The organism is Amycolatopsis sp. NPDC114504 (assembly GCF_055633595.1).
This window is the reverse complement of the sequence record NZ_JBVKDU010000002.1, coordinates 872333-898273: the sequence shown is the minus strand read 5'-3', so window position 1 is coordinate 898273 and position 25941 is coordinate 872333. Positions and strand designations below refer to the sequence as shown.

Here is a 25941-nt window from a genome sequence, read left to right as displayed (position 1 = left end):
CGCTCCACCGGCGGGCATGTAGCGATCGACATGCTCATCCTGGGAAAGGCAGGGACGACATGGCTGACGTCAGCCGGCTGCCCAACGTGGTTGCTGAAGAGTGGGAATGGCAGCTGAATGGCTCGTGCCGAGGTGCGGACAGCAGCTTGTTCTTCCACACGGACAACGAACGGGGTTCGGCGCGGGAGCGGCGCGAGTCGCGGGCCAAGGCCATCTGCCAGACCTGCCCGGTCCTGGCCCAGTGCCGCACGCACGCGATGACGGTACAGGAGCCGTACGGCATCTGGGGCGGTCTCGGGGAGATCGAACGGCGGCAGCTGTTCCTGCGTCAACGCAGGGCGGCGCGGAAGGTGATGAGTGCGCACTGACCAGGCAGGATTCGATCGAACGTGAGCAGTCAGCGCGAAAGGACGGCGGCCGTGGCGGGCTCGGCCGCTTCCTGGGTTAGGGTTGGCCCCGGAGTTGCCTTGACCGTGCCGCCGCGAGCTTCTGGAAAGGCACGGTGACACGGTTGCCGCTTGAGACAGCAGGCGCGTACCCGGCGCAGGAGCAGCGCCTGACGAGGAGAAACTGCATGCCCGCAGCCGACCAGAACGCCACCCCGCCCGGGTTCGGCATCTCGCTGGACACCGACGCGACGGAGCCCCGGGTGGTGGTCACCGGCGAGCTCGATCTGCTGACCAGTCCGCAGCTGCAGGAAGCCCTGGCGGGGCTGATCGCGGACAAGCGCGCGCAGCGGGTCGTGGCCGATCTGACCGGGGTGACCTTCTTCGATTCCTCCGCGCTGAACGTGGTGCTCCGCGCACAACGCCAGGCCGGCGAGCAGGATGTCGAACTCGAGGTCGTCCCGAGCCCCGCGGTGAGCCGGGTGATCGAGCTCACCGGCGTGGCCGAACACCTGAGCGTGTCGGAGGACCCCCAAGCCTGACCGCCCGCTACGGTTCCGCGGACTGATTTCAGTTCGTGGACCTTGGGGGCGGCACGATGATGGGGCGGACGCATGCCCTGACCGGCTGGTGCGCGGGCTTGGCCCTGGCGCCCGCGGTCGGAGCGGGTTCGGTGCACCAGGCGGTGGTTTTCGCAGCCACGACAGCGGGGTTCGCCCTGCTGCCCGATCTCGACCACCCCGGAGCGAGCGCGTCCCGTCTGCTCGGTTGGCTGACGGGTGCTCTGTCCTGGCTGCTGCGCCGCGTGTCGGCGTCGTTCTACGCGCTGACGAAGGGCCCGCGCGACGAGAACGTGACAGGTAAGCACCGCCACCTGTCCCACACGGTCCTGTTCGCGGCCGGCCTCGGAGCGTTGACGTCGTGGGGCACGGAAGCCGGCGGTCCGTGGGCGGTCGTCGGCGTGGTGGTCTTCGGCCTGATGCTGGCGGAAGGCGCACTGGGCGACTGGCTGCTCCCGGTGAGCGGCGCCGCGGTGGCCTGGTGGTTCTTCACGGCGCCGCCCGACCGGGCGGGTGAGCTGGAGTCGATCACGGGCTGGCTGGGCGTCGCGGTGGCGGCGGGCTGCCTCACCCACTGCCTCGGCGACGCACTGACCGAGGCCGGCTGCCCGTTCCTGTTCCCGGTCCCCATCGCCGGCGAGACCTGGTACGAAATCCGCCCACCCAAGGTGCTGCGCTTCAAGACGGGCAAGAAGGTCGAGAAGCGGCTGATCTTCCCGGTGTTCGCGGTGCTCGCGGTCCTGCTGGTACCGGGGGTGTGGAACTACTCGGTGAGCACGTTCGAGCGCCTGTTCATCCCGCCGGCGTCCCAGCAGGCGACCACGCCTTGAGCCGTTCCGCCGCCGCGGCGGTGTCCGTGTAGTCACGGGTGTGCGTGATCAGGCCGTCCTTGATCGTCATCACCATCACGTACGTCGCCACGAAGCTCTCGCCGGCCATCTCCTGGTGGAGGTCGAACTCCGCGACGAGCACCGCCGGGTCGGCCGTCTCGTGCACGATCACGTTGTCCGCCTTCGTGATTCGGCGGGATTCGCCGGCGCGGCGGAACCGGCGGCGCAGCTCCTCGCGGCCCTTCGTCACGCGGGGCGCTCCGGGGAGGGTGAACGGCATTTCGAGGGTGACGTCTTCGGCGTAGCAGTCGGCGAGGTCGTCCCAGCGGTTCTCGACCGACGTCGTCAGGAAGCGGTCGAACGCAGCGCGGATTTCGGACATCGGAATTCTCCTGGAAGACTGGACGTTGAATCGGAACGGTGCACCCGCTTACGACGATACGGAGCGCTCGTTCCGGTTGTCAACGAGGAGAAGACATGGAGAAGATGCGCGCGGACGCGCGGCGCAACCGGGCGAAGGTCCTGGCTGCCGCCGAAGAGGCGTTCGCCGCCGACGGGCTCGCCGTGCCGCTCGACGACATCGCGCGGCTCGCGGGGGTCGGCGCCGGGACCGTCTACCGGCATTTTCCCAGCAAGGAAGCCCTCTTCCAGGCCGTCGTCCTCGAGCGCATCGAGCAGTTCGCCGAGGAAGCCCGCGCGCTCGCCACGGCGGAGAGCCCCGGCGAAGTCTTCCTCGACTACTTCGTCCGCGTGATCAAGCAGGCATCGCTCAACCGAGCCATCTGCGACGCGCTGGCCGAGAGCAGCGGCCACGCCTTCAAGGCCGGCGCGGGCGACGACTTCCGCGCGGCCCTGGGTGAACTCCTCCGCCGGGCCCAGGAGGTGGGCACCGTCCGCCCGGACATCGACGGCGACGACCTGCGCGCGCTCATCGTCGGCTGCCTCGCGGTCGAGCGGTATTCGCCGGGCAGCCGTCACCTGGTCCGCATCGTGGTCGACGGCCTGCGGGCCTCAGCCGGGAACCAGGTCGCGTAGCTTCCGCAGCGGCGAGCACACCAGGATCGCGGCCGAGGCGAGCACGCCCGCCGCGGCGATGTGCAGCGTCACCCGCATCCCGAACGCACTGGCCAGCGCGCCGCCGGCGAGGCTGCCGAGCGGAATGGCGCCGAACACCAGCGTGTGCGTGATCGAGCTGACCCGGCCCAGCACCTCCGGCGGCGCGACGGCCTGCTGGAAGCTCATGCCGAAGACGTTCAGCACGATGACGCCGAAGCTCGCGAAGAACCCGGCGACGACGTAGCAGGCGAGCGCCCAGCCGCGGCCGGTGAACGGGTAGAGTTGGTAGGCCAGGCCGTACAGCACCGCCGCGCCCAACAGGGCCCGCGCGCCGCCGATCCGATCGCCGATCCGCCGCGCGGTGAGCCCGGCGACGAGCGCGCCGGTCAGCGTCGACGTGCCGAGCAGGCCGATCGCCCACGGTGAGAGCCCGATGTCGCGGGCGAGGAAGACGATCACGATGGCCAGGTGCACCGACTGGAAGAAGCTCGACACCGCGCCGTGGACGCTGATCGCCAGCAGGACGCGGTCGCCGCGGACCAGCCGCAGGCCGTCGCCGATCTCGCGGAGCAGCCGTCGTTCGCGGGGCTCGGGTCGCGCGTCCGGCGTCTCGATCCGGCGCAGCCAGAGGGCCGACCACAGGTAGCTGACGGCGTCGACGGCCAGGGCGACGGCGGTGCCGAGCACCTGGATGATCAGCCCGGCCAGGCCCGGACCGGCGACCGCCGCCATCGACAGGTTCGTCTGGAGCCGGGCGTTCGCGTCCGGCAGCTGCGCGCGCGTCACCAGGCTGGGGACGTAGGTCTGGTGCGCGATGTCGAAGAACACGCCGAGCAGCCCGACCCCGAGGACCACGGCCAGCAGCTGCGCCAACCCGAGCACGCCGAACAGCGCGGCCACCGGGATCGACCCGATCAGCACCGCGCGCCCGAGGTCGGCGGCGATCAGCACCGGGCGGTGGCGCACGCGGTCGCACCACGCGCCGACCTGCAGACCCAGCACCAGGTAGGGGAGGTTCTCCACGGTCCGCAGCAGCGAGACCTCGAAGACGGACGCCCCGAGCGTGGTGGCCGCGAGCAGCGGCACCGCCAGTACGTCGATCCGGCTCCCGAGCTGGCTCACGAGGTCGGCCAGCCACAGGCGGCGGAAGTCGCGGTTTCCCAGAGCCCCCATGATCCCAACCTGGCACGCTCAACAAAGTTGAGTCAAGCAGACTCAAGGTGCACAGTCTGTAACAAGAGCTAAGATCAACGCGAGTTAGTCCTCGTACCTGCGCTACGCGTGGCGAGGGGGTGCCCGGATGCACAGCCGACCTACCTGGGGCTCCACCGCGGTGACCGGGCTGGCGGGATTCGCCACCGGATTGCTGGTGGCCGCGCTGCTCGTCGCCGGCAAACCCGTCTCCAAGCCCGCCGATGTCGTTGCCCCGCCGTCGCCCAGCACCGTCTCCGCCGTGCCCGTCACCGTGACCGCGTCGGTGCCGCCCGCCACCGTCACCTCCGTCGAGTCCTCGCCGCCGAGCACCACCACGAGCGTCGTCGAGGTCACCGTGACGCCCACCCCGACGTCGACCACACCGACGTCGACGTCACCCGTTCTTCCGCTCACCAGCGGGTGGCGCGACTGACCCGTGCAACCCGGGCGCGATCGATTCCGTCTGGTCGGCATGCGCATGTGGATCGCGGCACTCCTGCTCGTCGCCGCCGGGTGCGGCCAGGCCGGCTCGGGGACGGAGGTCGCCTGCCCGGCGATCGGCACCCGGGTCGGCATCGGCCTGACCGTCCCCGACCCCGCCGGCATCACCCGCGCGACGCTCGAAGCGTGCTGGGGCGACCAGTGCGTCACGCGTCCCGTCGAGCTCTTCCCCGAGACGGCCGCGGGCACCCAGACCTGCACCGGGACCGGCCCGGACGCCTCCTGCGGCGTCTCGATGGTCCCGACCGGCGGCCTGCAGGGCTTCGCCGACATTCCGGGCTTGCAGGCCGAGCCGATCCGGGTCACCGTCCGCTTCGACGACGGCGAGCCGCACACCGTCACCGTGACGCCCGTCTTCGTCCACCCGGGCGGCCCCGCTTGCGGGCAGGGCGGACCGCAGGCCCAGCTCGTGGCCGGCCCCGGCCACGAGCTGAAGCCGCGCTAGCCGACGTCGCGGCGTCGCCAGCCCACCAGGCCGGCGACCAGAGCGACCGCCGCCACCGCCGTGAGCCAGACGAGCGGCGTCGCGACGAGCTCCTGGCCGGGGAGCTTCGGCGGGTGCTGGAACGGCGAGACGTCCAGTACCGCCTGCGGCAGGTTGACGATCGGGCCGAACAGGCTTAGCAGCAGCGCCAACGAACCGACCGCCCAGGCCCCGGCCGAGAAGCCCGGCAGGAGCCCGAAGATCGTCACGGCCAGCGCGACCACGACCCACGCCGCGGGCAGCTGGACGAGCATCCCGGCGAGGGAGTCGCCGATCGAGCCGCCGAGGTCGCCGGCGCGCAACCCGTTGGCCAGTCCCATGAACAGGCCGCCGGAGAGCAGCAGCAACGCCGTGCCGAAGAACGCGAACACGAGGTGACCCGCGGCCCAGCGCAGCCTGCCGACGCTGGTGGCCAGCACCGGCTCGAGCCGGATCGCCGTCTCCTCGCCGCGCATGCGCAGCACCGCCTGGATCCCGTACAGCGACGCGACCATCGCGAACATCCCGGCCATGGCGGCGAGGAACGCCTGCGTGAGCGCCTCGCTGCCGCCGAGGCGGGCCATGATCTCCTGCGCCTGCGGGCTCGACCCGACCAGGCCGCCGATGCCGCTGGCGATCGAGCCGAACACCGCGCCGACGACCGCCATCCCGATCGTCCAGCCGAGCAGCGGGCCGCGGTGCAGCCGCCAGGCGAGCGCGAACGGCGTCCGCAGGCTCGCCGCCGCCCGCGCCGGACCCGGCCGCGGCGGCAGGATGCCGACGCCGACGTCGCGCCGGGGCAGCAGCCAGTACCCGGCCGCACCGACGAGCAGCGCGAACGCCACCGGCAGCAGGAGCACCCACCAGCGTTCGCCGGCGAACGCGCGAACCTGCTGCACCCAGCCGATCGGCGACAGCCACGACAGCCAGCGAGCGTCCACAGTGGAGTCTCCGGCGCCGCGCAGCAGGAACGCGGCGCCGACCACGGCGGTGCCGATCCCGTTGGCCGTGCGCGAGTACTCGGCGAGCTGGACGGCGACCGCCGCGACGGCCGTGAACACCAAGCCCGACAACGCTTGTGACGCGCCGAAAGCGAGTGAGCCGGTCGCGGGCAGCCCGGCGCCGGCCATGCTGCCGTACTGGATCAGGCCGATCAGCACGCTCGCCCCGCCGGCCACCATGACGGCCGACGTCAGCGCCGCGTACCGGCCGACGATCGCGGACGCGAGCAGCTCCGCGCGGCCCGTGTCCTCCTCGGCGCGCGTGTGCCGCGTGACCGTGAAGACCACCATCAGCCCGGTGAGCAGGGCCAGGAACCCGCACATGCGCCAGGAGATGAACCCGCCGGCGGTGGTCAGGTCGAACGGCGGTCCGTAGAGCAGCGCGTACGACGGGTTGGTGTTCGCGCCGGCCTGCAGCGCCTGCCGGTCGGCGGCCGTCGGGTAGAACTGCGTGAACGTCTTGACCGTGCTGGCCGGGACGACGCTGAGCAGCACGATCCAGATCGGCAGCACGACGCGGTCGCGGCGCAGCGCGAGTCGCGTGAGGTGCCAGGTGCCCGCCAGCTCGTGGGCGGGCGCGACCTCGGCTTCGGCGCGGGAGAGCGTCGCGGTCATTTCGCGCTCGCTTCGGTGGTGTAGTGGCGCAGGAACAGCTCTTCCAGCGTCGGCGGCTGGCTGACCAGGCTGCGCACGCCGACCTGGGTCAGCTGCCGCAGCGCTTCGTCGAGCGAGCGCGTTTCGACGTCGAACCGGACGCGGTTGCCGTCGACCTTGAGGTCGTGGATGTTCTCCAGCGTCGCCAGCCCGTTCGGCGGGCCGGCGAGCTCGGCGGTGATCGACGTCCGGGTGAGGTGGCGCAGCTCGGCCAGCGTGCCGGACTCGACCGTGGCGCCGTTGCGGATGATGCTCACCTTGTCGCACAGGGCCTCGACCTCGGCGAGGATGTGGCTGGAGAGCAGCACGGTCCGGCCCTGCTCGCGCTCCTCCTGGATGGCGTACTGGAACGTCGCCTCCATCAGCGGGTCGAGGCCGGACGTCGGCTCGTCGAGGATCAGCAGGTCGACCCGGGACGCGAGCGCCGCGACGATGGCGACCTTCTGCCGGTTGCCCTTCGAGTACGTCCGCCCCTTCTTCTTCGGGTCGAGGTCGAACCGTTCGACGAGGTCGGCGCGCCGCTTCTCGTCGAGCCCGCCGCGCAGGCGGCCGAGCAGGTCGATCACCTCGCCGCCGGAGAGGTTGGGCCAGAGGTTGACGTCGCCGGGCACGTAGGCCAGCCGGCGGTGCAGGCTCGCGGCGTCCTTCCAGGGGTCGCCGCCGAGCAGCCGGACGTCCCCCGAGTCCGCGTGGAGCAAGCCGAGCAGGACTCGGACGGTGGTCGACTTCCCGGCGCCGTTCGGGCCGAGAAAGCCGTGTACTTCCCCAGTAGGTACCTGCAGATCGAGGCCGTCCAAGGCCTTGGTCCGGCCGAACGACTTGTGCAGGCCGGAGATCGCGATGGCATTTTCCATGCTTCGGAAGCTACACTGATTTCACGAAGTTGTGAAGTTAAGAAAATGTCTAGATGGAGTGATCTTGCTGGGGCGATACGGGAGGATGGGCCGATGACGACGCCTGACACGAAAAGAGATGAAGACGCCGTCCGCCGGTACGTCGAGAGCCTGGCCCTGGTGCTCTCGCAGATCGGGATGCAGCGCATGTCCGCGCGGGTCTTCGCGGCCCTGATGACCACCGACGACGCCCGGCTGACCGCGGCCGACCTGGCTTCGCAGCTGTCGGTGAGTCCCGCGGCCATCTCCGGCGCCGTGCGCTTCCTCGAGCAGATCGGCCTGGTCGCCAAGGAACGCGAGCCGGGCGAGCGCCGCGACCACTACCGCCTCTTCGACGACCTCTGGTACGCCACGTTCCTCAAGCGCGACCGCATGATCATCATGTGGCGCGACGCGGCGGGCGACGGCATCGACGCCCTCGGCGAAGACTCCCCGGCCGGGCAGCGGCTCGCCGAGATGCGCGACTTCCTGTCGTTCATGCTGGAGGAGCTCAACGGCATGTACGAGCGCTGGCACAAGATGCGCGCGGAGAAGAACGCCTAGAGCCCGGCGAGCAGGGTGTCCACGAGCCGGTCGGCGAGGTCGGCCGGCTCGCGCTCTTCGAACGTGGCCAGGAAAGCCTGCTGGAAACAAGCGCCGAGCAGCAGTGACGCGACGGCCTCGGCGTCCGTGTCCGCCTTGAGCCGGCCCAGCGCCACCTCGGCTCGCACGTAGTCTTCGACGCCCTTCAGCGGGATGCGCGGCCCGGCGCCTCCCACGCGGTCCCGGTGTGAGCGCAGCAGGTCGCGGGACGAGAACATCGAGATGGCGATCGGGAAGCTGTCGGTGTAGAACGCCAGGCCGAGGCGCGCGACGCGGACGAAGTTGTCGCGCAGCGGCGCCTGCCCGGGGTTCCCGGTCAGCTCGGCCAGCGTGGCGCCCAGTGCCGGCAGCTCGTCGGAGAGCACGCTGAGGAACAGGTCGGTCTTGTCGCGGAAGTGCTTGTAGAGCATGGCTTCCGAGTATCCCGCGGTCCGCGCGATGACCTTGGTCGTCGCGTGGGCGTAGCCCTGCTCGCGCATCACCTTCGCGGCCGCGGCGACGATCTCCTCACGGCTTCCCATGGTGGCTCCTGAGTGCGTTCTCAGCGTGGTTAGTGAACACTCACCCTACCTGGTGAGTGTTCACTAACCGACGAGGAGACACCATGAAGATCACCGTGCTGGGCGCGACCGGCGGGGTCGGCACCGAGGTCGTCAAGCAGGCGCTGGAGCGGGGCTGGGACGTCACGGCGGTGGTCCGCGACCCGGCCCGGCTGACGCTGCCGGCGCACGTCGTGGTCGCCGGCCTGCACGAACACGACAAGCTCGCCGCCGCCATCGAGGGGCGCGACGCCGTCGTGTCGGCGCTCGGCTCCCGTGACCGCGGGCCGACGACGGTCTGCGTGGACGGTGCCCGTGCGGCGATCGACGCCGGGGCGAAGCGCCTGCTGGTCGTCAGCGCCAGCGGCATGCACACCGAGGGGGACGGCTTCTTCACCCGCGCGCTCGTCAAACCGCTGCTCAACACCTTCCTCAAGCACGGCTGGGCGGACATGCTCGCGATGGAGGCCGTGGTCACGGCGTCCGACGTGGACTGGACCGTGGTCCGCCCGCCGATGCTGCTCGACGGGCCGCGCACCGGCAAGGTCGTGAGCCGGCTCGACGGGAACGTCCGCACGTTCACCATCCGGCGCGCCGACGTCGCCGCGTTCCTGCTCGACGCCGTGGCGGAGCCCACGCTGACCAGGGCGAAGGTTTCGATCGCCCACGGTTAACGTCGAAGCATGGTGATCCTCGCTCAAGCCCTCTACGTCAAGCGGAAGACCCCGCGGCTCCCCGGCGCCGCCGGTCCCACCGAAGGGCTCGTGCCGGGCGAAGGGACCCCCTTCCGCCTGGCCGTGCTGGGGGAATCCACAGTGGACGGCGTCGGCGCGGCGAACCACGAGGAAGCGCTCACCGGCTGCCTCGCCCGCGAGCTCGCGCGCGATGGCCGGGCGGTCCGCTGGCAGGCCGTCGGCCGGACCGGGGCCAACGCCCGGGTCGTCCGGGCCGAGCTGGTTCCGCTGGTCCGCCCGGCCGACCTGGTGGTCGTCGCGCTGGGTGTCAACGACACCATCGAGCTCCGGTCGGCCGCGGGCTACCGCCGTGACCTGCTGGAACTGGTGATCGAGCTGAGAAGGCGCCTCGGCCCGGTCGACGTCCTCCTGGCCGGTGTGCCGCCGATGTCCCGCTTCCCGGCGCTGCCGCGACCGCTGCGAGACGTCCTCTCGGCCCGCTCGACCGCGCTCGACGCCGCCGCCGCGGCCCTCGGCCGGATCCCGGGCGTCCGGCACCTGCCGATGGACCCCGCGCTGCTCGACCCCGCCGCCTTCGCGTCGGACGACTTCCACCCGGGGCCCGCCGGGTACGCCCGCTGGGCCCGCACCCTCGCACTCCCTGTGATCGGTTAGCCGCCCTGCGTCGATCTTCAAAAAAAGTTCGCGGTTCGTGTATCTGGCCGCCCCTCCATTGCGTCCTGTGGAGCAGCCAAGCACGGAAATGGGAACACGGCAGGGGGTGCCGAGTTCGAAATGCGCGGTGGCCGGGAGCCGAGGGGGCTTCCGGACACCGTCGGCCGGGTGCTCTTCGGGGGAGGGGTCATCCGGCGGGGCCCGTTGGGGAGCGGGCCCTTGAGGGAGGGGAGTACCGGTCGGCGCGGGTGACGCGCCGGCCGGTACCTCCCTCGATCGTCCTTGACCGGAAGCGCGACCGACGAAGTAAGTGACCTTGATGTATCCGAGATCCACCTGCACGCTCCTTCCCCCCGAAGGACCCGCGATACTGCCGAAGCCGACTCGAAGACTTTTCCGAAGAGGGGCAGATACGGTGACCGACGTGCAAACCACAGAGGTAGACCCGCCTTGGGAGGGCTTGACCGGCGCCGAGCTGCACGCCGCGTGCATGCAGGCCGCCCGGGACGGTGACCGCCGCGCGATGGACCGCCTCGTCGCCGAGCTGACCCCGCTGGTCTGGCACGTCGCCCGGGCCAACGGCCTCGACCGCTCGGTCGCCGAAGACGTCGTCCAGACGGTGTGGCTCGCCCTCTTCAGCCAGCTCGGGAAGCTCAGAGACCCGAAAGCCCTGGCCGCGTGGCTGATCACGACCACCCGGCGCGAGGCCACGCACCCGTTCGGCCGGCGCGTGCAGCCCGTGCCGTTGAGCGACGAAGTCGCCGAAGCCATGCCGAGCACCCAACCGGCACCCGAAGACGAAGCCGTCCGCGCCGACCGCGACCGCCGGGTCTGGCGCGCCTTCGTCCGGCTGCCCCACCGCTGTCAGGACCTGCTCCGGCTGACCGTGCTCGCGGGTCGCGCGGAGTACCAGCTCGTCGCCGAGGCGCTGCGCATGCCCCGCGGCAGTGTCGGCCCGACCAGGGGACGCTGCCTCGACCAGATGCGCGATCTGCTCGTCAGTGAAGGGGGAAGCCGATGAACGACCTCGGAACGCCGGGCGAGGCCTTTTCCGACGAATTGATCCTGGCCGGAATCGGCCGCTTCCTCGACGAGCTGGACCCGCCGCCGGACGACCTGGTGCAGCGGGTCCAGTTCGCGCTCGCCCTCGAAGACCTCGACGTCGAGGTCGCGCGGTGGGAGCGGCTGGACAACCTGGCCGGGGTCCGCGGTGGCGGCACCGGGACGATCACCTTCACCGTCAGCGACCTGACCGTGATGATCAACCTGACCAAGATCGGCAAGCTGCACCGCATCGACGGCTGGCTCGTGCCCGCCGGCCAGTACGGCGTCGAGGTGCGGGTCGCCGAGCACGGGACGTCGTCCACGACCGCCGACGAAGGCGGCCGGTTCGTGCTCGACAACGTCCCGCGCGGGACCACGCAGATCCTCGTGCACCTCGGTGACGTGACGTGCCGGCGGACCGTCGTGACGCCGACGGTCGTGCTTTAGCCCAGGAAGTCGGCGAGGGGGACGGGCGTCAGTCCGTCCTTCTTCGCCTGCTCCACGAACGCCGTGTAGTCCTCTTTGAAGGTCTTGCGGAAGTGCATCAGCACGACGTCACCCGGCTTGAGCTTGTCCCCGGCCTGGAACTGGACGTGCCCGTCGTTGACCGCGGCCGTCCACAGCACCGAGGCGCGCATCCCGCACGCGGCCGCCGCGCGCAGCGTGTTCTGGTCGTAGTTGCCGAACGGCGGCCGGAACAGCGACGGCCGCACGCCGAGGCTCTTCTGGAAGTCGTCGGCGTCGTCGCAGATCTCCTTGCGCTGGAACTCGTACGGCTTGCCCTTGAGGTTCGGGTGGTCGACCGTGTGGTCGCCGAGCGTCGCGCCGGTGGCGTCGAGGATCTGCTTGAAATAGGCCTCGTGGCCCTTCACGTACTTCTGGTTCAGGAACAGCACCGGGTGGGTGCCGTTCTGCTGCATCAGCTTCAGCGCGTCGGGGTCCTTGACCGCGCCGTCGTCCATGGTGAGGAAGACGTACGGCTTGTCGGTGGTGATCCGCTTGACCACCGGGACCTCGCCGTTCGCGATCGCCGGCGCCTTCTGCTGGACCGTGCCGAACGGGTACGGCGCCGACGTCGTCCCGGCGGGGCCTCCGCCGGGTGCCGGGTTCGGCTGGCTGGTGCCGAACTCCCGTTGGGCCGGCTCGCTCGCCGAGCAAGCCGTGAGTGCCAGTGCCGCGGCGACGACCACCGCTGCGACGCGCTTCATCCCACGTCCCCCTTCCGCGTAGTGCAGAACTACACGAAAGAGTGACGTTGGAGCCCGGGGTCAAGTTGCGTCGGCTGATCTTGTGTGGCCGGAGCCACCCAGGTCAGCGTCCTTTTTCGGCCGCCTTGACCAGCTTGCCGGAGAACAGCCTGATCACACGTTCGAGTCCGGCCGCCAGGATCGGGCCGCTGCCCTTGACCGGCTCGGTGAACGACCCGGTCCAGCGCAGGTGCGTGCCGCCGTCTTCGGTCGGCGTGAACAGCACCTCGGCGCGGTAGTCCTTGATCGGGTTGGCGCCGAAGAACGTGTAGACGTGCTTGTGGCCGGGCTCGTACTCGAGCGTCTCCTCGCGGATCAGCACCGGCCAGAGGCCGACCTCGCGGACGGCGCCGACGCCGGCCGGGTCATCGGCGCCCTGGCGCTTCCAGCGGGCCTGCACGATGAGTGGCTTTCCCCACTCCGCCCAGCGCGGGCCGTCGGCTTCGAGTGCGAACAACGCCGCCGGTGGCGCGCTGCTCGTGCGGTTGACCTCGAAGGAGAACTTGCGGCCCACCGGAACCTCCCACGTTGTTGACAGATTGATAATTAAGCGTTCCGCGCAGCGTAGGTCAAGATGGGGGCGTGAGCACGCCGCGTCCCGACATCGCCGCGCCGCACTGGCTGACCCAGCTCCTGCGCAGCAAGCCGGTCCCGGTGCCGTGGAACATGGTCGCCCGCGCCGTCATCGCGCTGGCCGTGCCGCTCGCGGTCGCCTACGCGGCAGGTGACATCGCCGTCGGCGCGCTGATCTCGACCGGCGCGCTGCCCGCCGTGCTGTCCGAGTCGGCCGGTCCCTACCGCTACCGCGCCCGCCGGCTCGGCGGCGCGACGCTGGCGGCGGCGTTCGGGTACGCCGTCGGGCTGCTCACCGGCGGCACGCCCGCGCTGTCCGTGCCCGCGGTGATCCTGGTCGCGGCGGTGTCCGCGCTGATCAGCGCGGCCGGCAGCAACGCCTCGGTCGCCGGGCTGCAGATGTTCGTGTTCGCCGTGCTCGGCACCGGCCAGCACGCGACCGGCGTGCGCGTCGAGGTCCTGTTCGGCTTCTTCTGCCTCGGTGCCGTGTGGAGCCTCTTGGTGGCGCTCGCCAGCTGGACGTTCCGGGCGACCAGCCCCGAACGCTCCGCCGTCGCGCACGTCTACGTCGAGCTGGCCGCGATGCTCTCGGCGACCGACGAAGCCGTCTCGCGGGTCGCCCGCCACCGGCTGACCACGGCCATGAACACGGCGTACGACCAGCTGCTCACCGCGCGCTCGTGGCTGTCCGGCCGCGACGCCGCCTACCGGCACCTGCTCAACCTGCTCTCGGCGACGACGCCCGCGGTCGAGGCGTCGGTTGCGATGGTCAACGCCGGCCGCCGCACGCCGCAGGAGGTCATCGACCACTTCGTCGCGCTGTCGGCGACGGTCCTGGCCAGCCAGCCGCTGCCGGAACCGCCGCCGAGGCCGGACGACGACGCCGACCCGGTGCTGGCCGCGCTGTACGCGGGCCTGGTCCGGATCGGCAAGGGCGACGACCGCAAGCGCCGGGAGCTGACGCCCTGGTACCGGCGCCTGCGGACGTGGGCGGGTTCGCTCGCCTCCGGCCCGCTGACGTGGATCGCCGCGCTGCGGCTGACGCTGTGCGTCGCGATCGCCGAGATCGTCGGGCTGCTCGTGCCGCTCGAACGGTCCTACTGGATCACCCTGACCGTCGGGATCGTGCTCAAGCCGGACTTCGGCTCGGTCTTCGGCCGCGCGGTGCTGCGCGGGATCGGCACGGTCGTCGGCGTCGGGGTCGGCGCCATTGTCCTCGGCGTCGGCGGGCACGGCTGGCTCCTGGTCGCGCTGATCACGATCTTCGCCGGCGGCGTCGCGGTCGGGAAGGTGCGCAACTACGGCATCCTCAGCGCGTTCGTGACGCCGTTGATCATCCTGCAGATGGACCTGGCGAACACCGGCAGCTGGAACGTCGTGGTGGCGCGGCTGGTCGACACCGTGCTGGGCTGCGTGATCGTCCTCGTCTTCGGCTACCTGCTCTGGCCGGGCAGCCGTCGTCCCCAGGTCGGCGGCCGGCTGGCCGACGGGCTGGACGCCGTCGCGAAGTACGTCTCGTGCGCGCTGGTCGAAGCGTCTTCCGGGGACGCGCGGCTGGCGCGTTCACGGGCCCGGCGCGGCGCGTACCGGGCGCTGGCCGACCTGCGGACGGCGTTCCAGCAGGTCGTCGTCGAGCCGTCCGCGAACGGCCGCCAGGCGGTCGCGTGGTGGCCGGTCATCGCCGCGCAGGAACGCGTCGCGGACGCCGTCACCGAGGTCGGCGTGACGATCGGCCGGGGCCTGACCCCGCCGGAACCCGGGGACATCGAGCTGCTCACCGCCGCGTTGGCCGAGCTGGCGTCGGCGATCCGCGAGCAGCGGGAGCCCGCGTCGATGCCGCTGCCGGACAGCGCGCAGCTGGCCGGCGTGGTGGACCAGCTGGAGTCGGCGTTCGACGCCGTCCGCGGCCCTGACCTGGTGGAACGCACGCCGCTGCGGCTCGTCCGGCGGTTCCTGCCCTACCACAGGCGCACGTGACGGGAGTGCTGTTCAATTACGGCCATGGGAATCGACTTCGATGCGTTGAAGGGCAAGGCCGAAGAGGCCCTGCGGGAGCACGGCGACAAGATCGAGGACGGCCTCGACAAGGCGGGTGACTTCGCGAAGTCGAAGTTCGCCGGGCACGACGAGCAGATCGACAGCGGCATCGAGAAGGCGAAGAGCTTCCTCGACAAGTTCGACGACAAGCCGGACACCCCGCCGGCCCAGTAGGTCCTACTGGACTTCGCCGGTCGCGATCCCGTCCGCGAGGCCGGTGATCCGGCCGCCGCGTTCGCCGAGCGCGATCAGGCCCTGCCGCGCGTCCGGGGCCGCCAGGCTGATCCGGACGCCGGCGCGTTCGGCGTCCAGGCTGGCGGCCAGCGCTTGCGCGCCCTCGTACCCCGCGTTGATCGTGGCCGCCAGGCCGCCGGTCGACGCGAGCGAACCGCGCGCGGCGCCGAGCCGGCCGAGGGCTTCGTCGACGATCGGCAGCAGCGCGTCCCGGTTGCCTTCGGTCATCGCGCGCACGAGCTGCGGGTTCGACCCCGCGACCCGCGTCCCGTCGCGGTACGACCCGGCGGCCAGCGACATGGCCAGCGGCCCGCCCTCGGCGCCGATCGTGGCGAGGATCGCCGCGAGCAGGTGCGGCAGGTGCGAGATCCGGGCGACGGCTTCGTCATGCGACTCGGCGGGCAGCGGGACGACGTGCGCGCCGATGTCCAGCACGAGCCGCGTGACCTCGGACCAGGCGTCGAGGTCGGTGTCCTCCTCGACGCCGACCACCCACGCCGCCCCCTGGAACAGCGCGGCGTCGCCGGCCAGCCAGCCCGAGTTCGACGTCCCGGCCATCGGGTGCCCGCCGACGAACCGCGTGTACGGCACGCGCCGGCGGACGGCGTCCAGCACCGGCGCTTTCACGCTGGTCACGTCGGTGAGCAGGCAGTGCGACGCGTGCTGGGAGACCAGGCGCAGCAGGTCCTCGACCGCGGTGAGCGGCGCGGCCAGCACCACCATCGCGTCGGCGCCGTCGGCGCGGTGCAGGGCGGCTTCGACGTCCGTCGTGACGTCGTAACCCGCTCTGCTGGCCGCGTCGGCGTCCACTTCGGAAACCGCGGCGCCGAACGCCGTGCGGCCGCTGGCGGCCGCCGCGCGCAGCAGCGAACCGCCGATCAGCCCGAGCCCGATCACGCATACGTCTCGCACGGGGCCCATCCTGCCAGTGCCGGACGCATCTGGTGCTACAGCGCGGCGGCGAGCCTCGTTCCCTGGTCGATCGCGCGTTTCGCGTCGAGTTCCGCGGCGACATCGGCCCCGCCGATGAGGTGCACCGGGAGCCCCGCGGCACGCAGCTCGTCCGCGAGGTCCCGCACGGGTTCCTGACCGGCGCAGACGACGACCGTGTCGACCTCCAGCAGCCGCGGCGCGCCGTCCACGGTGACGTGCAGGCCGGCGTCGTCGATCCGCTCGTACGTGACGCCGGTGAGCTGCTCGACGCGCTTGGCCTTGAGCGCGGCCCGGTGCACCCAGCCCGACGTCTTGCCGAGCCCGGAACCGATCCCGGACTTCTTGCGCTGCAGCAGGTACACCTGCCGCGGCGACGGCTCGGGCTTCGGCGTCGCGAGCCCGCCCGCCGCCTGCTCGGGGTCGGTGACACCCCACTCGGCCATCCACGCGTCGAGGTCCAGCGCGGGCGAGTCGGCGTGTGTGAGGAACTCGCTGACGTCGACGCCGATGCCGCCGGCCCCGATCACCGCGACCCGCGCGCCGACCGGCTTCCCGTGCCGGACGACGTCGACGTAGGACAGCACCTTGGGGTGGTCGATCCCGGGCAGCGACGGCACGCGCGGCGCGACGCCGGTGGCCAGCACGACCTCGTCGAAGCCGGTGAGGTCGTTCGCGGTCACGCGGGTGCCGAGGTGCAGCTTCACGCCGGTCACCTCGACCCGCCGCCGGTAGTAGCGGATCGTCTCGGCGAACTCCTCCTTGCCGGGGATCTTCCGCGCGATGCCGAACTGGCCGCCGACCTCGTCGTCGGCCTCGAACAGCTCGACGCTGTGCCCGCGTTCGGCCAGCGCGGTCGCGGCCGACAGCCCGGCGGGCCCGGCGCCGACCACGGCGACGTGCTTCGAGCGTCGCGTCGGGGCGAGGGTCAGCGTGGTTTCGTGGCCGGCACGCGGGTTGACCATGCAGGACACGAGCTTGCGCTTGAACGCGTGGTCGAGGCAGGCCTGGTTGCAGGCGATGCAGGTGTTGATCTCGTCCTCGCGGCCGGTCTCGGCCTTGCGGATCCACTCGGGGTCGGCCAGGAACGGCCGCGCCATCGATACGAGATCGGCGTCACCGCTGCTCAGCGCTTCCTCGGCGACCTGCGGCATGTTGATCCGGTTCGACGTGACGACCGGGATCCCGACGTGCGGCTTGAGCTTCCCGGTCACCCACGTGAACGCGGCGCGCGGCACCGACGTCACGATCGTCGGCACGCGTGCCTCGTGCCAGCCGATGCCGGTGTTGATGATCGTCGCGCCGGCGGCTTCGACGTCCTTCGCGAGCGCGACGACGTCCTCCCAGCGCTGGCCGCCGGGAACGAGGTCGAGCATGGAAAGCCGGTAGATGATGATGAAGTCGTCGCCGACCTTTTCCCTGGTGCGCTTGACGATCTCGACGGCGAACCGGCGGCGCTTCTCCGGCGTGCCGCCCCAGGCGTCGGTGCGCTTGTTGGTGCGCTCGGCCAGGAACTGGTTGATCAGGTAGCCCTCGGAGCCCATGATCTCGACGCCGTCGTAGCCCGCTTCGCGCGCGAGAGCGGCGCAGTTCGCGAAGGCGTTGATCTGCTGCTTGACGCCGTAGCCCGTGAGAGCGCGTGGCCGGAACGGGTTGATCGGCGCCTTGATGCTCGACGCGGACACGCTCAACGGGTGGTAGGCGTACCGGCCCGCGTGCAGGACCTGCAGCGCGATCTTGCCGCCGGCCTCGTGGACGGGCGTGGTCAGCTGGCGGTGCTGCTTTGCTTCGGCGGACGTCGTCAGCTTGGACGCGAGCGGCAGCAGCCAGCCGGTCTTGTTCGGCGCGAACCCGCCGGTGACGATCAGGCCGACACCGCCGCGAGCGCGTTCGGCGTAGTACTCGGCGAGCTCGGGGAAGTGCGCGGCCTTGTCCTCGAGGCCGGTGTGCATCGACCCCATCAGGACGCGGTTGCGCAGCGTCGTGAAGCCGAGGTCGAGCGGCGACAGCAAGTTCGGGTACGGGGTCATCAGGCGTCCTTGGTGTGGTGGAGGGCGGCGAGGACTTCGTCGAACCACTCGACCTGACCCTCTTCGACGCGGATGCCGCCGCGCAGGACCAGGTACTGGTGCAGGTGCTGGCCCGTCAGGGCCCCGGGCGCGGGGAAGTCGCGCTTCTCGATCTGGCGGTAGACGTCGAGCCGGGCGGCGTGGGCCGAGCGGTGCCGGACGATCTCTTCGGCGACCTTCGACGGGTCCCCGAAGGTCGCGCCGCGGATCTTCACGGCCAGTTCGACCGGTCCCGCGCCCGGATCGGGCTCGGCCAGCCAGCGGACGAGTTCGGCGCGTCCGCCGTCGCTGACCGTGTAGACCTTCTTGTCCGGCCGCCCCGACTGCGCGACGACGTCGACGGCGACCCAGCCGGCCTCTTCCATCCGCTTCAGGACGCGGTAGATCTGCTGGTGGGTGGCGCTCCAGAACAGCCCGATCGACTTCTCGAAGCGGCGCGTCAGCTCGTAGCCCGAGCCGGCGCGCTCGGACAGCGAGACGAGGATCGCGTGCTCCAGTGCCATCCCTGGAGGGTCCTATGCAACGAGTTGCAGTGCAACGAGGCACACATCACTTCACCCCCCTGGGTGGCACAAATCGGGTCGACTTCACCCCGGAAAAGACCAGGATGGGTGGAGTGCACCCGGTACTCGAACTGATCTCCGAACGGCTGGCGACGGGCAGCGTCCCGGGAGAACGCACCGACGGCCGCCGTCTGGCGCTGGCCGTCGAAGGCGGCAGCAGCCGCGGCACCTACTCCAGCGGCATGGCCCTGGCGCTGGACGAACTCGGCGCCGTCCCCGTCTTCGACGCCGTCTACGGCTCCTCGGCCGGCGCGCTCAACGGCGCCTGGCTGCTGAGCGGGTGCTCGTCGACCGGCGTGCGGACCTGGTGGAACCCGGTCGTCATGCGCCGGATCATCAACCCGCTGCACACCCTGCGCGGCCGCGCGGTGATCGACCTCGAATACCTCGTCCACCAGGTGTATTCGGTGCTGGAGCCGATGGACTTCCCGGCGATCCTGGCCAACCCGGTGACGTTCCACCCGCTCGCCACCGACGCCGACACGGGGGAGTCGACCGACCTCCACCCCTTTCTCGGCGACGTGGACGCGATCAAGGTCGCGCTCGCGGCGTCGTCCTGCATGCCGGTGCTGGCCGGCCCGCCGATCCCGATGGCCGGCCGCCGGTTCGTCGACGCGGGGGTCGCGGAGCCGATCCCGTACCGCACGGCGCTGGCCCAGGACGCGACCGACGTCCTGGTGCTGCGCACGCGCCGCGCGGACGAGCTGCCGCTGCCGCCTCCGAGGGCCTACGACGTCGTGGTGCCGCGCTTCTTGCGCCGCCAGGCTCCGGGTGCGATCCCCGCGTGGCGCGACACCTTCCGGCGCGACGTCGAGGACGAGGAGATCCTGGCGTCCGACCCGCGGATCCTGAGCATCCGCCCGCCCGTCGGGTCGCCGGACATCGCGGTGCTGGAGCGCGACCCCGAGGTGCTGCGCAAGGCCGTCGAGCTGGGCAAGGACGCGGTCCTCGACGTGCTGGACGGCCTACGCGAAGCTTCCTAGCCGGTCGGCTCGCGCCTGCACGACCAGCCGCTGCACCCCCAGTGAGACGGCCAGGTACAGCAGGATCGACCCGGCGCCGAGCCCCTTCGCCGAGTCGTCGAACAGCAGGTCCAGTCCGATGTGGACACCGAGCCCGACCACCCACAGCGCGGCCGTGAGCCAGGTGCCCTGCCGCCACAGCTGCCCGTCCTGCCGCCAGAGCCGCGTGCTCCGCGCCCGCACGACGCCGAAGCCCGCCGCGAGCAGCAGGCTGACCACGAGGGCGACGATCAGCGTGCCCGACGTCGAGGCGGTCTTGAGGTAGGTGCTCAGCTGGAGGATCCCGAGCACCAGCAGGATCAGCAGCACGACCGGCCGGCGGTCCTCGCGCACCAGGCGCCGCTGCGTCTGCCGCCACACCAGCCACGCCAGCACGACGAGTCCGACGAGGATGTTGGCCGAGCTGTTCACGGGCTTCCCTTTCCGCGGTGATCTTCCGATCACCACGGTGCCCGCGCGGCGGCGCCCGGACGTCAACCCCGGGGTTGAAGCCAGGTGGATCAGGGCTTGCGCGCGATCCCGCCGATCACCCGCGACTCCGACGGCGAGCCGGCGAACACCGTCTGCTCGTCGGGGTGCCAAGCGGGCGCGTAGACGAGCCCCGGCTCCAGCATCGGCCAGCCGCCGAAGAAGCGTTCGAACTCGGCCATCGGCCGCAGGAACCCCGGGTTCGTCGTGGTCTCGTAGTACTCGAGCAGGTCGACGAGCGCCTGCCGTTCGTCGTCGTTGGCCGGGTTCTCGTTCGTCATCTGCGACAGCACCAGCAGCGAGCCCGACGGCAGCCGGTCGCGGTAGTACGCCAGGAGCTCGTCCGGGTTCTCCTCGTCCTTGATGAAGTGCATGACCGCGTTGATCACCAGGGCGACCGGCTCGGCCACGTCGATCACGGCCGACGCGGTCACGCGGTCCCAGAGGTCCTCGGGCTGCAGGAAGTCCGCGGCGATGGCGTGGTGGCGCTCCGGGTCGGCGGTGTCGGCGAGCAGCAGCGTCGAATGCGCGAGGGCGATCGGCTCGTTGTCGATGTAGAGCACGCGCGTGTCGAGTTCTTCGCGCTCTTCGTCGGCCACCTCGTGGACGTTGCCCGCGGTCGGCAGGCCCGAGCCGATGTCGACGAACTGCCGGATGCCGGCCCGCACGCACTCGCGGACCGCGCGGCCGAGGAACTGGCGGCTCGTCAGGCAGTAGTCGCCCATGAGCGGCAGCCGGGCGCGCACCTTCTCGGCGAAGTCGCGGTCGATCGCGTAGTTCGTGGTGCCGCCGATGAAGTAGTCGTAGATCCGCGCCGCGGACGGGCGGTCGAGGCTGCTCTCGACGGCCTTGAGAGCGTCGTCGTGGTTGATCATGACCGGGCCTCTCGGTAGGCGTTCACCGACTCTGTCAGGCGGTCCAGCTCGGCGCGCATCCGGGCCACGCCGGCGTCGTCGAGGCCCATCGCGGTGCCGATCACGTCGGGGATGCCCTCGGCCTTCGCGCGCAACGCCTGCCCGGCGTCGCTGAGGCTGATCATGACCGCGCGTTCGTCGTCGGCCTGCCGGACGCGTTCGACCAGCCCGGCCGCGTGCAGGCGCTTGAGCAGCGGCGACAGCGTGCCCGAGTCCAGGTTCAGCTCGGCGCCCAGCTCCTTCACGAGCCGGTGGTCGCGCTCCCAGAGCGCCAGCATGACCAGGTACTGGGGGTAGGTCAGGTCGAGGTCCTCCAGGACGACCCGGTACAACGCCGTCACCGCGCGCGACGCCGAGTACAGGCCGAAGCAGAGCTGGTCGTCCAGCCGCAGTGATGCCATGGCGTCCTCCTTGCTCGTAACACTCCATGCTCCCGTTCGAGGTGGATCTCCGCAACTTAAGTGCCCTTAATCTCATTGGATGTAATTCAGTTGTGCACAACTTAGTTGAGGGCTACGTTCAGTCGTGTCAGCTTGACCGCCCCCGAGGAGGACGCCATGACCGCCAACCCGCACAACCTCGCCCTGGAACCGGCCGCGCAGGCGTTCGCCGAGGCCACCGACCAGCCGCCGTACCTGTTCCAGCTGCCGCCGGAGGAGGGACGCAAGGCCGTCGACGGCGTCCAGGACGGCGACGTCGCCATGGCCGACGCGTCGGTCGAGCTGCTGAAGGTGCCCGGCGGGCCGACCGGCGAGGTCGAGACCCGGATCGTCCGCCCGGCCGGCGTTTCCGGCCCGCTCCCGGTCATCGTCTACATCCACGGCGCCGGTTGGGTCTTCGGCGACTTCCACACGCACGAGCGCCTCGTGCGCGAACTGGCCGCCGGCGTCGGCGCGGCCGTCGTGTTCCCCGAGTACGACCGCTCGCCGGAAGCGCGCTACCCGGTCGCCATCGAGCAGAGCTACGCCGTGGCGAAGTGGGTCGCTTCGCACGGCGCTTCGCAGGGTCTCGACACCTCGCGCATCGCGATCGCGGGCGACTCCGTCGGCGGGAACATGACGGCGGCGCTGACCCTGCTCGCGAAGCAGCGCGGCGACGTCACCTTCAAGCAGCAGGTGCTCTTCTACCCGGTGACCGACGCGAACTTCGACACCGAGTCGTACCTGAAGTTCGCCGAGGGCTACTTCCTCGGCCGCGAGGGCATGAAGTGGTTCTGGGACCAGTACACGACGGACCCCGCCCAGCGAGCGGAGATCACGGCGTCGCCGCTGCGCGCGTCGCTCGACGAGCTGGCCGGGCTGCCGCCGGCGCTGGTGATCACCGGCGAGGCGGACGTGCTCCGCGACGAAGGTGAGGCGTACGCGGCGAAGCTGCGTCAGGCCGGTGTGCCCGTCACGGCCGTGCGGTACCAGGGGACCATCCACGACTTCGTGATGGTCAACGCGCTCCGCGAGACCCACGCGGCGGAGGCCGCGATCACGCAGGCCGTCACCGTGCTGACCCGCGCTTTGGCGGAATAACTGAGAAAACGCTGAGTGCGCGACGCGTTGCGGCCCTATGACCCAAATCACAGGGCTGCAACGTGCATGCCTGCTCAAACGTGATATATACGCGACTCCCGATCGATCCGGGCGCGCATTCCTGCCCGCCCGGAAGGACCGCACCATGCACATCAGCAGCATCCGGCTGGATTCGCCGGTCAACATGATCGTGGTGGTCGTGCTGACGCTGCTCGCGATCATCGCGGTCCCGTGGTTCTGGGACCGCTGGAAGCGCAAGCGGTTGTGGCGCAGCGCCACGGTGCTGCTCGCGGTCGTGCTCCTGGTGCTCTCGACGGGCATGGCGGGCAACATGATCGGCGGGTTCTTCCCGACGGTCGGCTCACTGCTCGGCACGGGCGTGTACGCCGGCCAGGGCACCGACGCGGAGGCGGCGCCGAACGGCGAGGACCTCGAGAAGCTGCGCGATCAGGCGGTGGCGCACGCGCGCGAGGGCAAGGGGACGCTCGTCCACATGAAGGTGACGGGCCGGCGCACCAAGCTGACCCGCGACGTCACGGTCTACCTGCCCCCGCAGTACTTCGACGCGGCGTACAAGGACGTCCGGTTCCCGGCGATGGAGTGGATCCCGAACTACCCGTCCGGGCCCGAGGTGTTCGCCATCTACGGCATGCCCGAGCAGCTCGACAAGGCGATCGCCAAGAAGGCGATCCCGCCGACGGTGGTGGTCGTCCCCGACCCGACGGGCGTCCCGAAGGTGGGCCACGACACGGAATGCGTCGACGAGGTCAACGGAACGGCGAACGACACGTACCTGACGGCCGACCTGCGCGACTGGGCCCTGCAGAAGCTGGGCGTCTCACCGAACCGCCGGGCCTGGACGATAGGCGGCTGGTCCTCGGGCGGCTACTGCGCGATGAACCTGGTGACGCGCCACCCCCAGTGGTACGGCCAGGCGGTCAGCGTGAGCGGCTACGACAAGGCCCAGATCGACGCGGAGACCGAGGACCTGTTCCACGGCCGCCAGGACATCAACGACGCGAACAACGTCCGGGTGAACGTAAGGCTGCACCCGTCGCCGATCGAGATCCTGGCGGTCTCGGGCGAGAAGGAGAACTACGAAAGTTTCGCGATAGACCAGATCCGAGCGGCGGCGCGGCCTCCGCTGCAGGTCTCGTCCTGGCGCATCCCGGACGCGGGCCACAACATGAACACGTTCAAGTCCCAGATCCCGGATGTGCTGTCCTGGATCGGAGCCCACTCCCAGGCGCCGTCGACGACCGGCCGCCAGATCGAGACGACCGGCGGAGTGCTGCCGTGGCCCCTGCCGCGGTCGGGTGCGCACGGCGCCTTGGCGGACACGGACCAGTAGCGAGGGGCTGGCGGGCCGCACTGCTCCGGGGCCCGCGCGCCCGCGATGTCGCTCAGGCCGCGCGCCCCGCCGCTCATCGTGGCTGCCGGCCCCGCGTCTGCCTCGACCGCTGCCGGCCGCGCCCGTCTCCCCGCGCGGGTAAGCGCTTCCCCGCCGGTCCGCCAACCGAGCCCTGTTCCGGCGCGATCAGCCGGTAGCCGTCAACGTGTGCCTGCCGTGCCACCTCAGCCGAGCACGGCCGAGACCACCGCCGTCACCCGCTTCGAGGCGGTCGCGTAGTCCACCGAGGCCGGGTGCTCGCTCAGCACCGCCACGATGTACCGGCCGTCCTCGCCGACCAGGCCCGACGTGTGCAGCATCCGCGTCGGCCGGCAGCAGGACCAGCCCTGCTTCACCGCCCACGGCCGCCCGCCCGCGGCGTCCGGGATGCCGAAGTACTGGCGGAAACCGTCCGAACCCCGCTCGGTCGCGGCACGCAGTGCCGCGAGGATCGCGCCGGGCGCGTGCGCCACCACGTACTGGTAGATCCGCACCACGTCCCTCGCCGTGATCCGCGTGTCGCCCCACCGCCCCGGGTCCGCGGGCGCGCGGGTGCCGGTGAGGCCGATCTTCTTGGCCCAGCCCGTCACGATCGACGGTCCGCCGTAAGCGGCCCAGAACTGGCTCGCGAGATCGTCGTCGCTGCGGGACAGCATCCGCTGCACCTGCGCCGTGGGGCCGCCCCGCTCGAGCACGGCCAAGGCGATCAGCAGCTTCACGAGCGACGCCGACGTGTACGCCCGATCCGCGTGCACCGAGACGGTCGTTGCCCCGGCCTGCCGGTCGAACACGACGACGCTGACTTCGCCCCCGGCCACGATCCGGTCCAGCTCGGCGGCGTCCACCGTGGACTCGGGTTTGGGCTCGGACTTGGCCTCCGATGACGGTGTCGGAGTCGCCTTCGGCGTGGAACTCGGGCTTGAGCCGGCCGTGACGGGCGATTCGGACATCGTTGTCACCGTTCCGGTGACGGCGATCTCACGCGGCGCCTGAGCCACCCCGTGACCGATCGTGACGGCCACCGCGCCGATCGCCCCCACGCACAGTCCCACCAGGAAGATGCCGCTCAGCTTGCGCATGATCCGGATTGCCGGGAGCGCGGCCCGGCGTTCCCCGGATCGGGTGACTTTGTGGGATAGCTCTCGGATCGGCCCGGATCAGCGAACGCCCTGGAGGTGTGCGGGCAAGCGCCGTCGTTTCGCGCCCTGTGTTCGCGGGGTACCTGTGTGCGGTGACGGTCGTCACCACACGCTGGGAAGGACTGGAGTCATGACTCACGCGAAAGGCGCACGCATCCGGGTTCGCGGCCTGCAGCCGGCGCAGGTGCTGGCCGGACTGGCCGGGATCGCGTTCCTCATCGTCGGCATCATCGGGTTCACCCGCACCGGGGTGGGCAACTTCGCCGGCCACCACGACGCCGGGTTGTGGCGGTTCTCCGGGAACCCGCTCATGAGCCTGGTCCGCGTCGTGACCGGCGTCGTCGGTCTGCTGCTGGCGTTCGGCTCGGGCCGCGCCCGGACGTTCGGCTGGTTGCTCTTCATCTTCTACGGCGCCCTCTTCGTGTGGGGCCTGATGATCGACGGTCTTATTTCGAGCAACCCGTTCGCCAACGCCGGCAACCCGATGGACATGGGTCGCGCCGACACTTGGCTGCACCTCGGTGTCGCCGCGCTCGGTCTGCTGATCGCCGTGCTGCCCGCCCGCCGCACCATCCACGTCCCCGAGGACGAGGTGGTCGACGAGCCGACCGTCGTCGAGCAGCGCACCGACCGCGTCGTCGACACCGACCGCACGGACACGATCCCGGCTTCGGCCGAGCAGCCGCGTCGCCGTTCGTTCCTGCGTCGCCACAATGACGAGCGAGGCCCGGAGGTCGCTCGCGAAGAGCGTCCGCCGGGCCTCGCCCACTAAAGAAGTTCCGC

The 25941-nt window shown here is 70.9% G+C and carries 31 protein-coding genes; 17 read left to right on the top strand and 14 right to left on the bottom strand.

The window, feature by feature from the left end:
* Positions 1-59 precede the first annotated feature (59 nt).
* The 3 genes from ACZ7PG_RS16120 to ACZ7PG_RS16110 all read left to right on the top strand — a co-directional run bounded on the left by ACZ7PG_RS16120 (position 60) and on the right by ACZ7PG_RS16110 (position 1776).
* Complete coding sequence (locus ACZ7PG_RS16120; protein WP_155548578.1) at positions 60-368, top strand: WhiB family transcriptional regulator; 309 nt, start codon at positions 60-62, stop codon at positions 366-368.
* A gap of 206 nt (positions 369-574) precedes the next feature.
* The gene (locus tag ACZ7PG_RS16115) at positions 575-928 is read left to right on the top strand and encodes an STAS domain-containing protein (RefSeq protein ID WP_470239820.1); all 354 of its coding nucleotides are present in this window, start codon (positions 575-577) and stop codon (positions 926-928) included.
* Positions 929-987: 59 nt separating this feature from the next.
* A complete protein-coding gene (locus ACZ7PG_RS16110) occupies positions 988-1776 on the top strand; it encodes a metal-dependent hydrolase (protein ID WP_470240771.1) in 789 nt (262 codons plus the stop codon).
* On the opposite strand, the gene ACZ7PG_RS16105 is transcribed toward ACZ7PG_RS16110, so the two are convergent.
* On the bottom strand, positions 1739-2158 hold the full coding sequence (locus ACZ7PG_RS16105; protein ID WP_470239819.1) for a nuclear transport factor 2 family protein: 420 nt from the start codon (positions 2156-2158) through the stop codon (positions 1739-1741). The two genes, ACZ7PG_RS16110 and ACZ7PG_RS16105, sit on opposite strands and share 38 nt — an antisense overlap.
* 95 nt (positions 2159-2253) lie before the next feature.
* Here ACZ7PG_RS16105 and ACZ7PG_RS16100 point away from each other — a divergent pair, with 95 nt between their 5' ends.
* A complete protein-coding gene (locus tag ACZ7PG_RS16100; protein WP_470239818.1) occupies positions 2254-2811 on the top strand; it encodes a TetR/AcrR family transcriptional regulator in 558 nt (185 codons plus the stop codon).
* On the opposite strand, the gene ACZ7PG_RS16095 is transcribed toward ACZ7PG_RS16100, so the two are convergent.
* Positions 2788-4005, bottom strand: a complete 1218-nt coding sequence (locus ACZ7PG_RS16095) for an MFS transporter (RefSeq protein WP_470239817.1) — start codon at positions 4003-4005, stop codon at positions 2788-2790. The genes ACZ7PG_RS16100 and ACZ7PG_RS16095 overlap by 24 nt on opposite strands.
* A gap of 127 nt (positions 4006-4132) precedes the next feature.
* Here ACZ7PG_RS16095 and ACZ7PG_RS16090 point away from each other — a divergent pair, with 127 nt between their 5' ends.
* Both ACZ7PG_RS16090 and ACZ7PG_RS16085 read left to right on the top strand, forming a co-directional pair.
* A complete protein-coding gene (locus ACZ7PG_RS16090) occupies positions 4133-4459 on the top strand; it encodes a hypothetical protein (protein ID WP_470239816.1) in 327 nt (108 codons plus the stop codon).
* 39 nt (positions 4460-4498) lie between these two features.
* The gene (locus ACZ7PG_RS16085; protein WP_470239815.1) at positions 4499-4972 is read left to right on the top strand and encodes a hypothetical protein; all 474 of its coding nucleotides are present in this window, start codon (positions 4499-4501) and stop codon (positions 4970-4972) included.
* On the opposite strand, the gene ACZ7PG_RS16080 is transcribed toward ACZ7PG_RS16085, so the two are convergent.
* Positions 4969-6606: an ABC transporter permease gene (locus ACZ7PG_RS16080; protein WP_470239814.1), complete on the bottom strand. Its 1638-nt coding sequence runs from the start codon at positions 6604-6606 to the stop codon at positions 4969-4971. The genes ACZ7PG_RS16085 and ACZ7PG_RS16080 overlap by 4 nt on opposite strands.
* The gene (locus tag ACZ7PG_RS16075; protein ID WP_470239813.1) at positions 6603-7499 is read right to left on the bottom strand and encodes an ABC transporter ATP-binding protein; all 897 of its coding nucleotides are present in this window, start codon (positions 7497-7499) and stop codon (positions 6603-6605) included. The genes ACZ7PG_RS16080 and ACZ7PG_RS16075 overlap by 4 nt, the downstream gene beginning before the upstream one ends.
* A 93-nt stretch (positions 7500-7592) precedes the next feature.
* Between ACZ7PG_RS16075 and ACZ7PG_RS16070 the strand changes: the two genes are divergently transcribed.
* Complete coding sequence (locus ACZ7PG_RS16070) at positions 7593-8081, top strand: GbsR/MarR family transcriptional regulator (RefSeq protein WP_470239812.1); 489 nt, start codon at positions 7593-7595, stop codon at positions 8079-8081.
* Here ACZ7PG_RS16070 and ACZ7PG_RS16065 read toward each other — a convergent pair.
* A complete protein-coding gene (locus ACZ7PG_RS16065; protein ID WP_470239811.1) occupies positions 8078-8641 on the bottom strand; it encodes a TetR/AcrR family transcriptional regulator in 564 nt (187 codons plus the stop codon). The two genes, ACZ7PG_RS16070 and ACZ7PG_RS16065, sit on opposite strands and share 4 nt — an antisense overlap.
* A gap of 83 nt (positions 8642-8724) precedes the next feature.
* Here ACZ7PG_RS16065 and ACZ7PG_RS16060 point away from each other — a divergent pair, with 83 nt between their 5' ends.
* The 4 genes from ACZ7PG_RS16060 to ACZ7PG_RS16045 all read left to right on the top strand — a co-directional run bounded on the left by ACZ7PG_RS16060 (position 8725) and on the right by ACZ7PG_RS16045 (position 11499).
* A complete protein-coding gene (locus ACZ7PG_RS16060; RefSeq protein WP_470239810.1) occupies positions 8725-9333 on the top strand; it encodes an NAD(P)-dependent oxidoreductase in 609 nt (202 codons plus the stop codon).
* A gap of 9 nt (positions 9334-9342) precedes the next feature.
* Entirely contained in the window at positions 9343-10008 is a 666-nt protein-coding gene (locus tag ACZ7PG_RS16055; RefSeq protein ID WP_470239809.1) for an SGNH/GDSL hydrolase family protein, read from the top strand.
* Positions 10009-10423: 415 nt separating this feature from the next.
* Positions 10424-11029, top strand: coding sequence for an RNA polymerase sigma factor (locus tag ACZ7PG_RS16050; protein WP_470239808.1), 606 nt, complete (start codon positions 10424-10426; stop codon positions 11027-11029).
* Positions 11026-11499: a carboxypeptidase regulatory-like domain-containing protein gene (locus ACZ7PG_RS16045; RefSeq protein ID WP_364379156.1), complete on the top strand. Its 474-nt coding sequence runs from the start codon at positions 11026-11028 to the stop codon at positions 11497-11499. The genes ACZ7PG_RS16050 and ACZ7PG_RS16045 overlap by 4 nt, the downstream gene beginning before the upstream one ends.
* On the opposite strand, the gene ACZ7PG_RS16040 is transcribed toward ACZ7PG_RS16045, so the two are convergent.
* Both ACZ7PG_RS16040 and ACZ7PG_RS16035 read right to left on the bottom strand, forming a co-directional pair.
* On the bottom strand, positions 11496-12260 hold the full coding sequence (locus tag ACZ7PG_RS16040; RefSeq protein ID WP_470239807.1) for a polysaccharide deacetylase family protein: 765 nt from the start codon (positions 12258-12260) through the stop codon (positions 11496-11498). The two genes, ACZ7PG_RS16045 and ACZ7PG_RS16040, sit on opposite strands and share 4 nt — an antisense overlap.
* A gap of 103 nt (positions 12261-12363) precedes the next feature.
* Positions 12364-12813, bottom strand: coding sequence for an SRPBCC family protein (locus ACZ7PG_RS16035; RefSeq protein ID WP_470239806.1), 450 nt, complete (start codon positions 12811-12813; stop codon positions 12364-12366).
* A 68-nt stretch (positions 12814-12881) separates the two neighbouring features.
* Here ACZ7PG_RS16035 and ACZ7PG_RS16030 point away from each other — a divergent pair, with 68 nt between their 5' ends.
* Both ACZ7PG_RS16030 and ACZ7PG_RS16025 read left to right on the top strand, forming a co-directional pair.
* Complete coding sequence (locus ACZ7PG_RS16030) at positions 12882-14849, top strand: FUSC family protein (RefSeq protein WP_470239805.1); 1968 nt, start codon at positions 12882-12884, stop codon at positions 14847-14849.
* 24 nt (positions 14850-14873) lie between these two features.
* Positions 14874-15083 carry an antitoxin gene (locus ACZ7PG_RS16025; RefSeq protein ID WP_284744550.1) on the top strand — a complete coding sequence of 70 codons (210 nt, stop codon included), beginning with the start codon at positions 14874-14876 and terminating at the stop codon, positions 15081-15083.
* Positions 15084-15086: 3 nt separating this feature from the next.
* Here ACZ7PG_RS16025 and ACZ7PG_RS16020 read toward each other — a convergent pair whose 3' ends face one another.
* From ACZ7PG_RS16020 to ACZ7PG_RS16010, 3 genes are read right to left on the bottom strand one after another with little or no spacing between them, the layout of a single operon-like run.
* The gene (locus ACZ7PG_RS16020; protein WP_470240770.1) at positions 15087-16040 is read right to left on the bottom strand and encodes a prephenate dehydrogenase; all 954 of its coding nucleotides are present in this window, start codon (positions 16038-16040) and stop codon (positions 15087-15089) included.
* A 50-nt stretch (positions 16041-16090) separates the two neighbouring features.
* The gene (locus ACZ7PG_RS16015; RefSeq protein WP_470239804.1) at positions 16091-18103 is read right to left on the bottom strand and encodes an FAD-dependent oxidoreductase; all 2013 of its coding nucleotides are present in this window, start codon (positions 18101-18103) and stop codon (positions 16091-16093) included.
* Positions 18103-18645 carry a PadR family transcriptional regulator gene (locus ACZ7PG_RS16010; RefSeq protein WP_470239803.1) on the bottom strand — a complete coding sequence of 181 codons (543 nt, stop codon included), beginning with the start codon at positions 18643-18645 and terminating at the stop codon, positions 18103-18105. The genes ACZ7PG_RS16015 and ACZ7PG_RS16010 overlap by 1 nt, the downstream gene beginning before the upstream one ends.
* A gap of 104 nt (positions 18646-18749) precedes the next feature.
* Between ACZ7PG_RS16010 and ACZ7PG_RS16005 the strand changes: the two genes are divergently transcribed.
* The gene (locus tag ACZ7PG_RS16005; RefSeq protein ID WP_470239802.1) at positions 18750-19688 is read left to right on the top strand and encodes a patatin-like phospholipase family protein; all 939 of its coding nucleotides are present in this window, start codon (positions 18750-18752) and stop codon (positions 19686-19688) included.
* Here the strand turns inward: ACZ7PG_RS16005 and ACZ7PG_RS16000 are convergent.
* The 3 genes from ACZ7PG_RS16000 to ACZ7PG_RS15990 form a co-directional block, all read right to left on the bottom strand.
* Positions 19671-20138 (bottom strand): hypothetical protein, encoded by a 468-nt coding sequence (locus tag ACZ7PG_RS16000; RefSeq protein WP_470239801.1) that lies wholly within the window; start codon positions 20136-20138, stop codon positions 19671-19673. The genes ACZ7PG_RS16005 and ACZ7PG_RS16000 overlap by 18 nt on opposite strands.
* Before the next feature lie 89 nt (positions 20139-20227).
* Positions 20228-21070 carry an SAM-dependent methyltransferase gene (locus ACZ7PG_RS15995; protein ID WP_470239800.1) on the bottom strand — a complete coding sequence of 281 codons (843 nt, stop codon included), beginning with the start codon at positions 21068-21070 and terminating at the stop codon, positions 20228-20230.
* Complete coding sequence (locus ACZ7PG_RS15990; RefSeq protein WP_470239799.1) at positions 21067-21510, bottom strand: MarR family winged helix-turn-helix transcriptional regulator; 444 nt, start codon at positions 21508-21510, stop codon at positions 21067-21069. Before ACZ7PG_RS15990 ends, ACZ7PG_RS15995 begins: the two co-directional genes overlap by 4 nt.
* A gap of 156 nt (positions 21511-21666) precedes the next feature.
* On the opposite strand from ACZ7PG_RS15990, the gene ACZ7PG_RS15985 reads away from it, so the two are divergent.
* Both ACZ7PG_RS15985 and ACZ7PG_RS15980 read left to right on the top strand, forming a co-directional pair.
* On the top strand, positions 21667-22629 hold the full coding sequence (locus ACZ7PG_RS15985) for an alpha/beta hydrolase (protein WP_470239798.1): 963 nt from the start codon (positions 21667-21669) through the stop codon (positions 22627-22629).
* 145 nt (positions 22630-22774) lie between these two features.
* Entirely contained in the window at positions 22775-23980 is a 1206-nt protein-coding gene (locus ACZ7PG_RS15980; protein ID WP_470239797.1) for an alpha/beta hydrolase, read from the top strand.
* Positions 23981-24204: 224 nt separating this feature from the next.
* Here the strand turns inward: ACZ7PG_RS15980 and ACZ7PG_RS15975 are convergent, their stop codons facing one another.
* Entirely contained in the window at positions 24205-25098 is an 894-nt protein-coding gene (locus ACZ7PG_RS15975) for a serine hydrolase (RefSeq protein WP_470239796.1), read from the bottom strand.
* A gap of 190 nt (positions 25099-25288) precedes the next feature.
* On the opposite strand from ACZ7PG_RS15975, the gene ACZ7PG_RS15970 reads away from it, so the two are divergent.
* Positions 25289-25930, top strand: coding sequence for a DUF4383 domain-containing protein (locus tag ACZ7PG_RS15970; protein WP_470239795.1), 642 nt, complete (start codon positions 25289-25291; stop codon positions 25928-25930).
* Positions 25931-25941 lie beyond the last annotated feature (11 nt).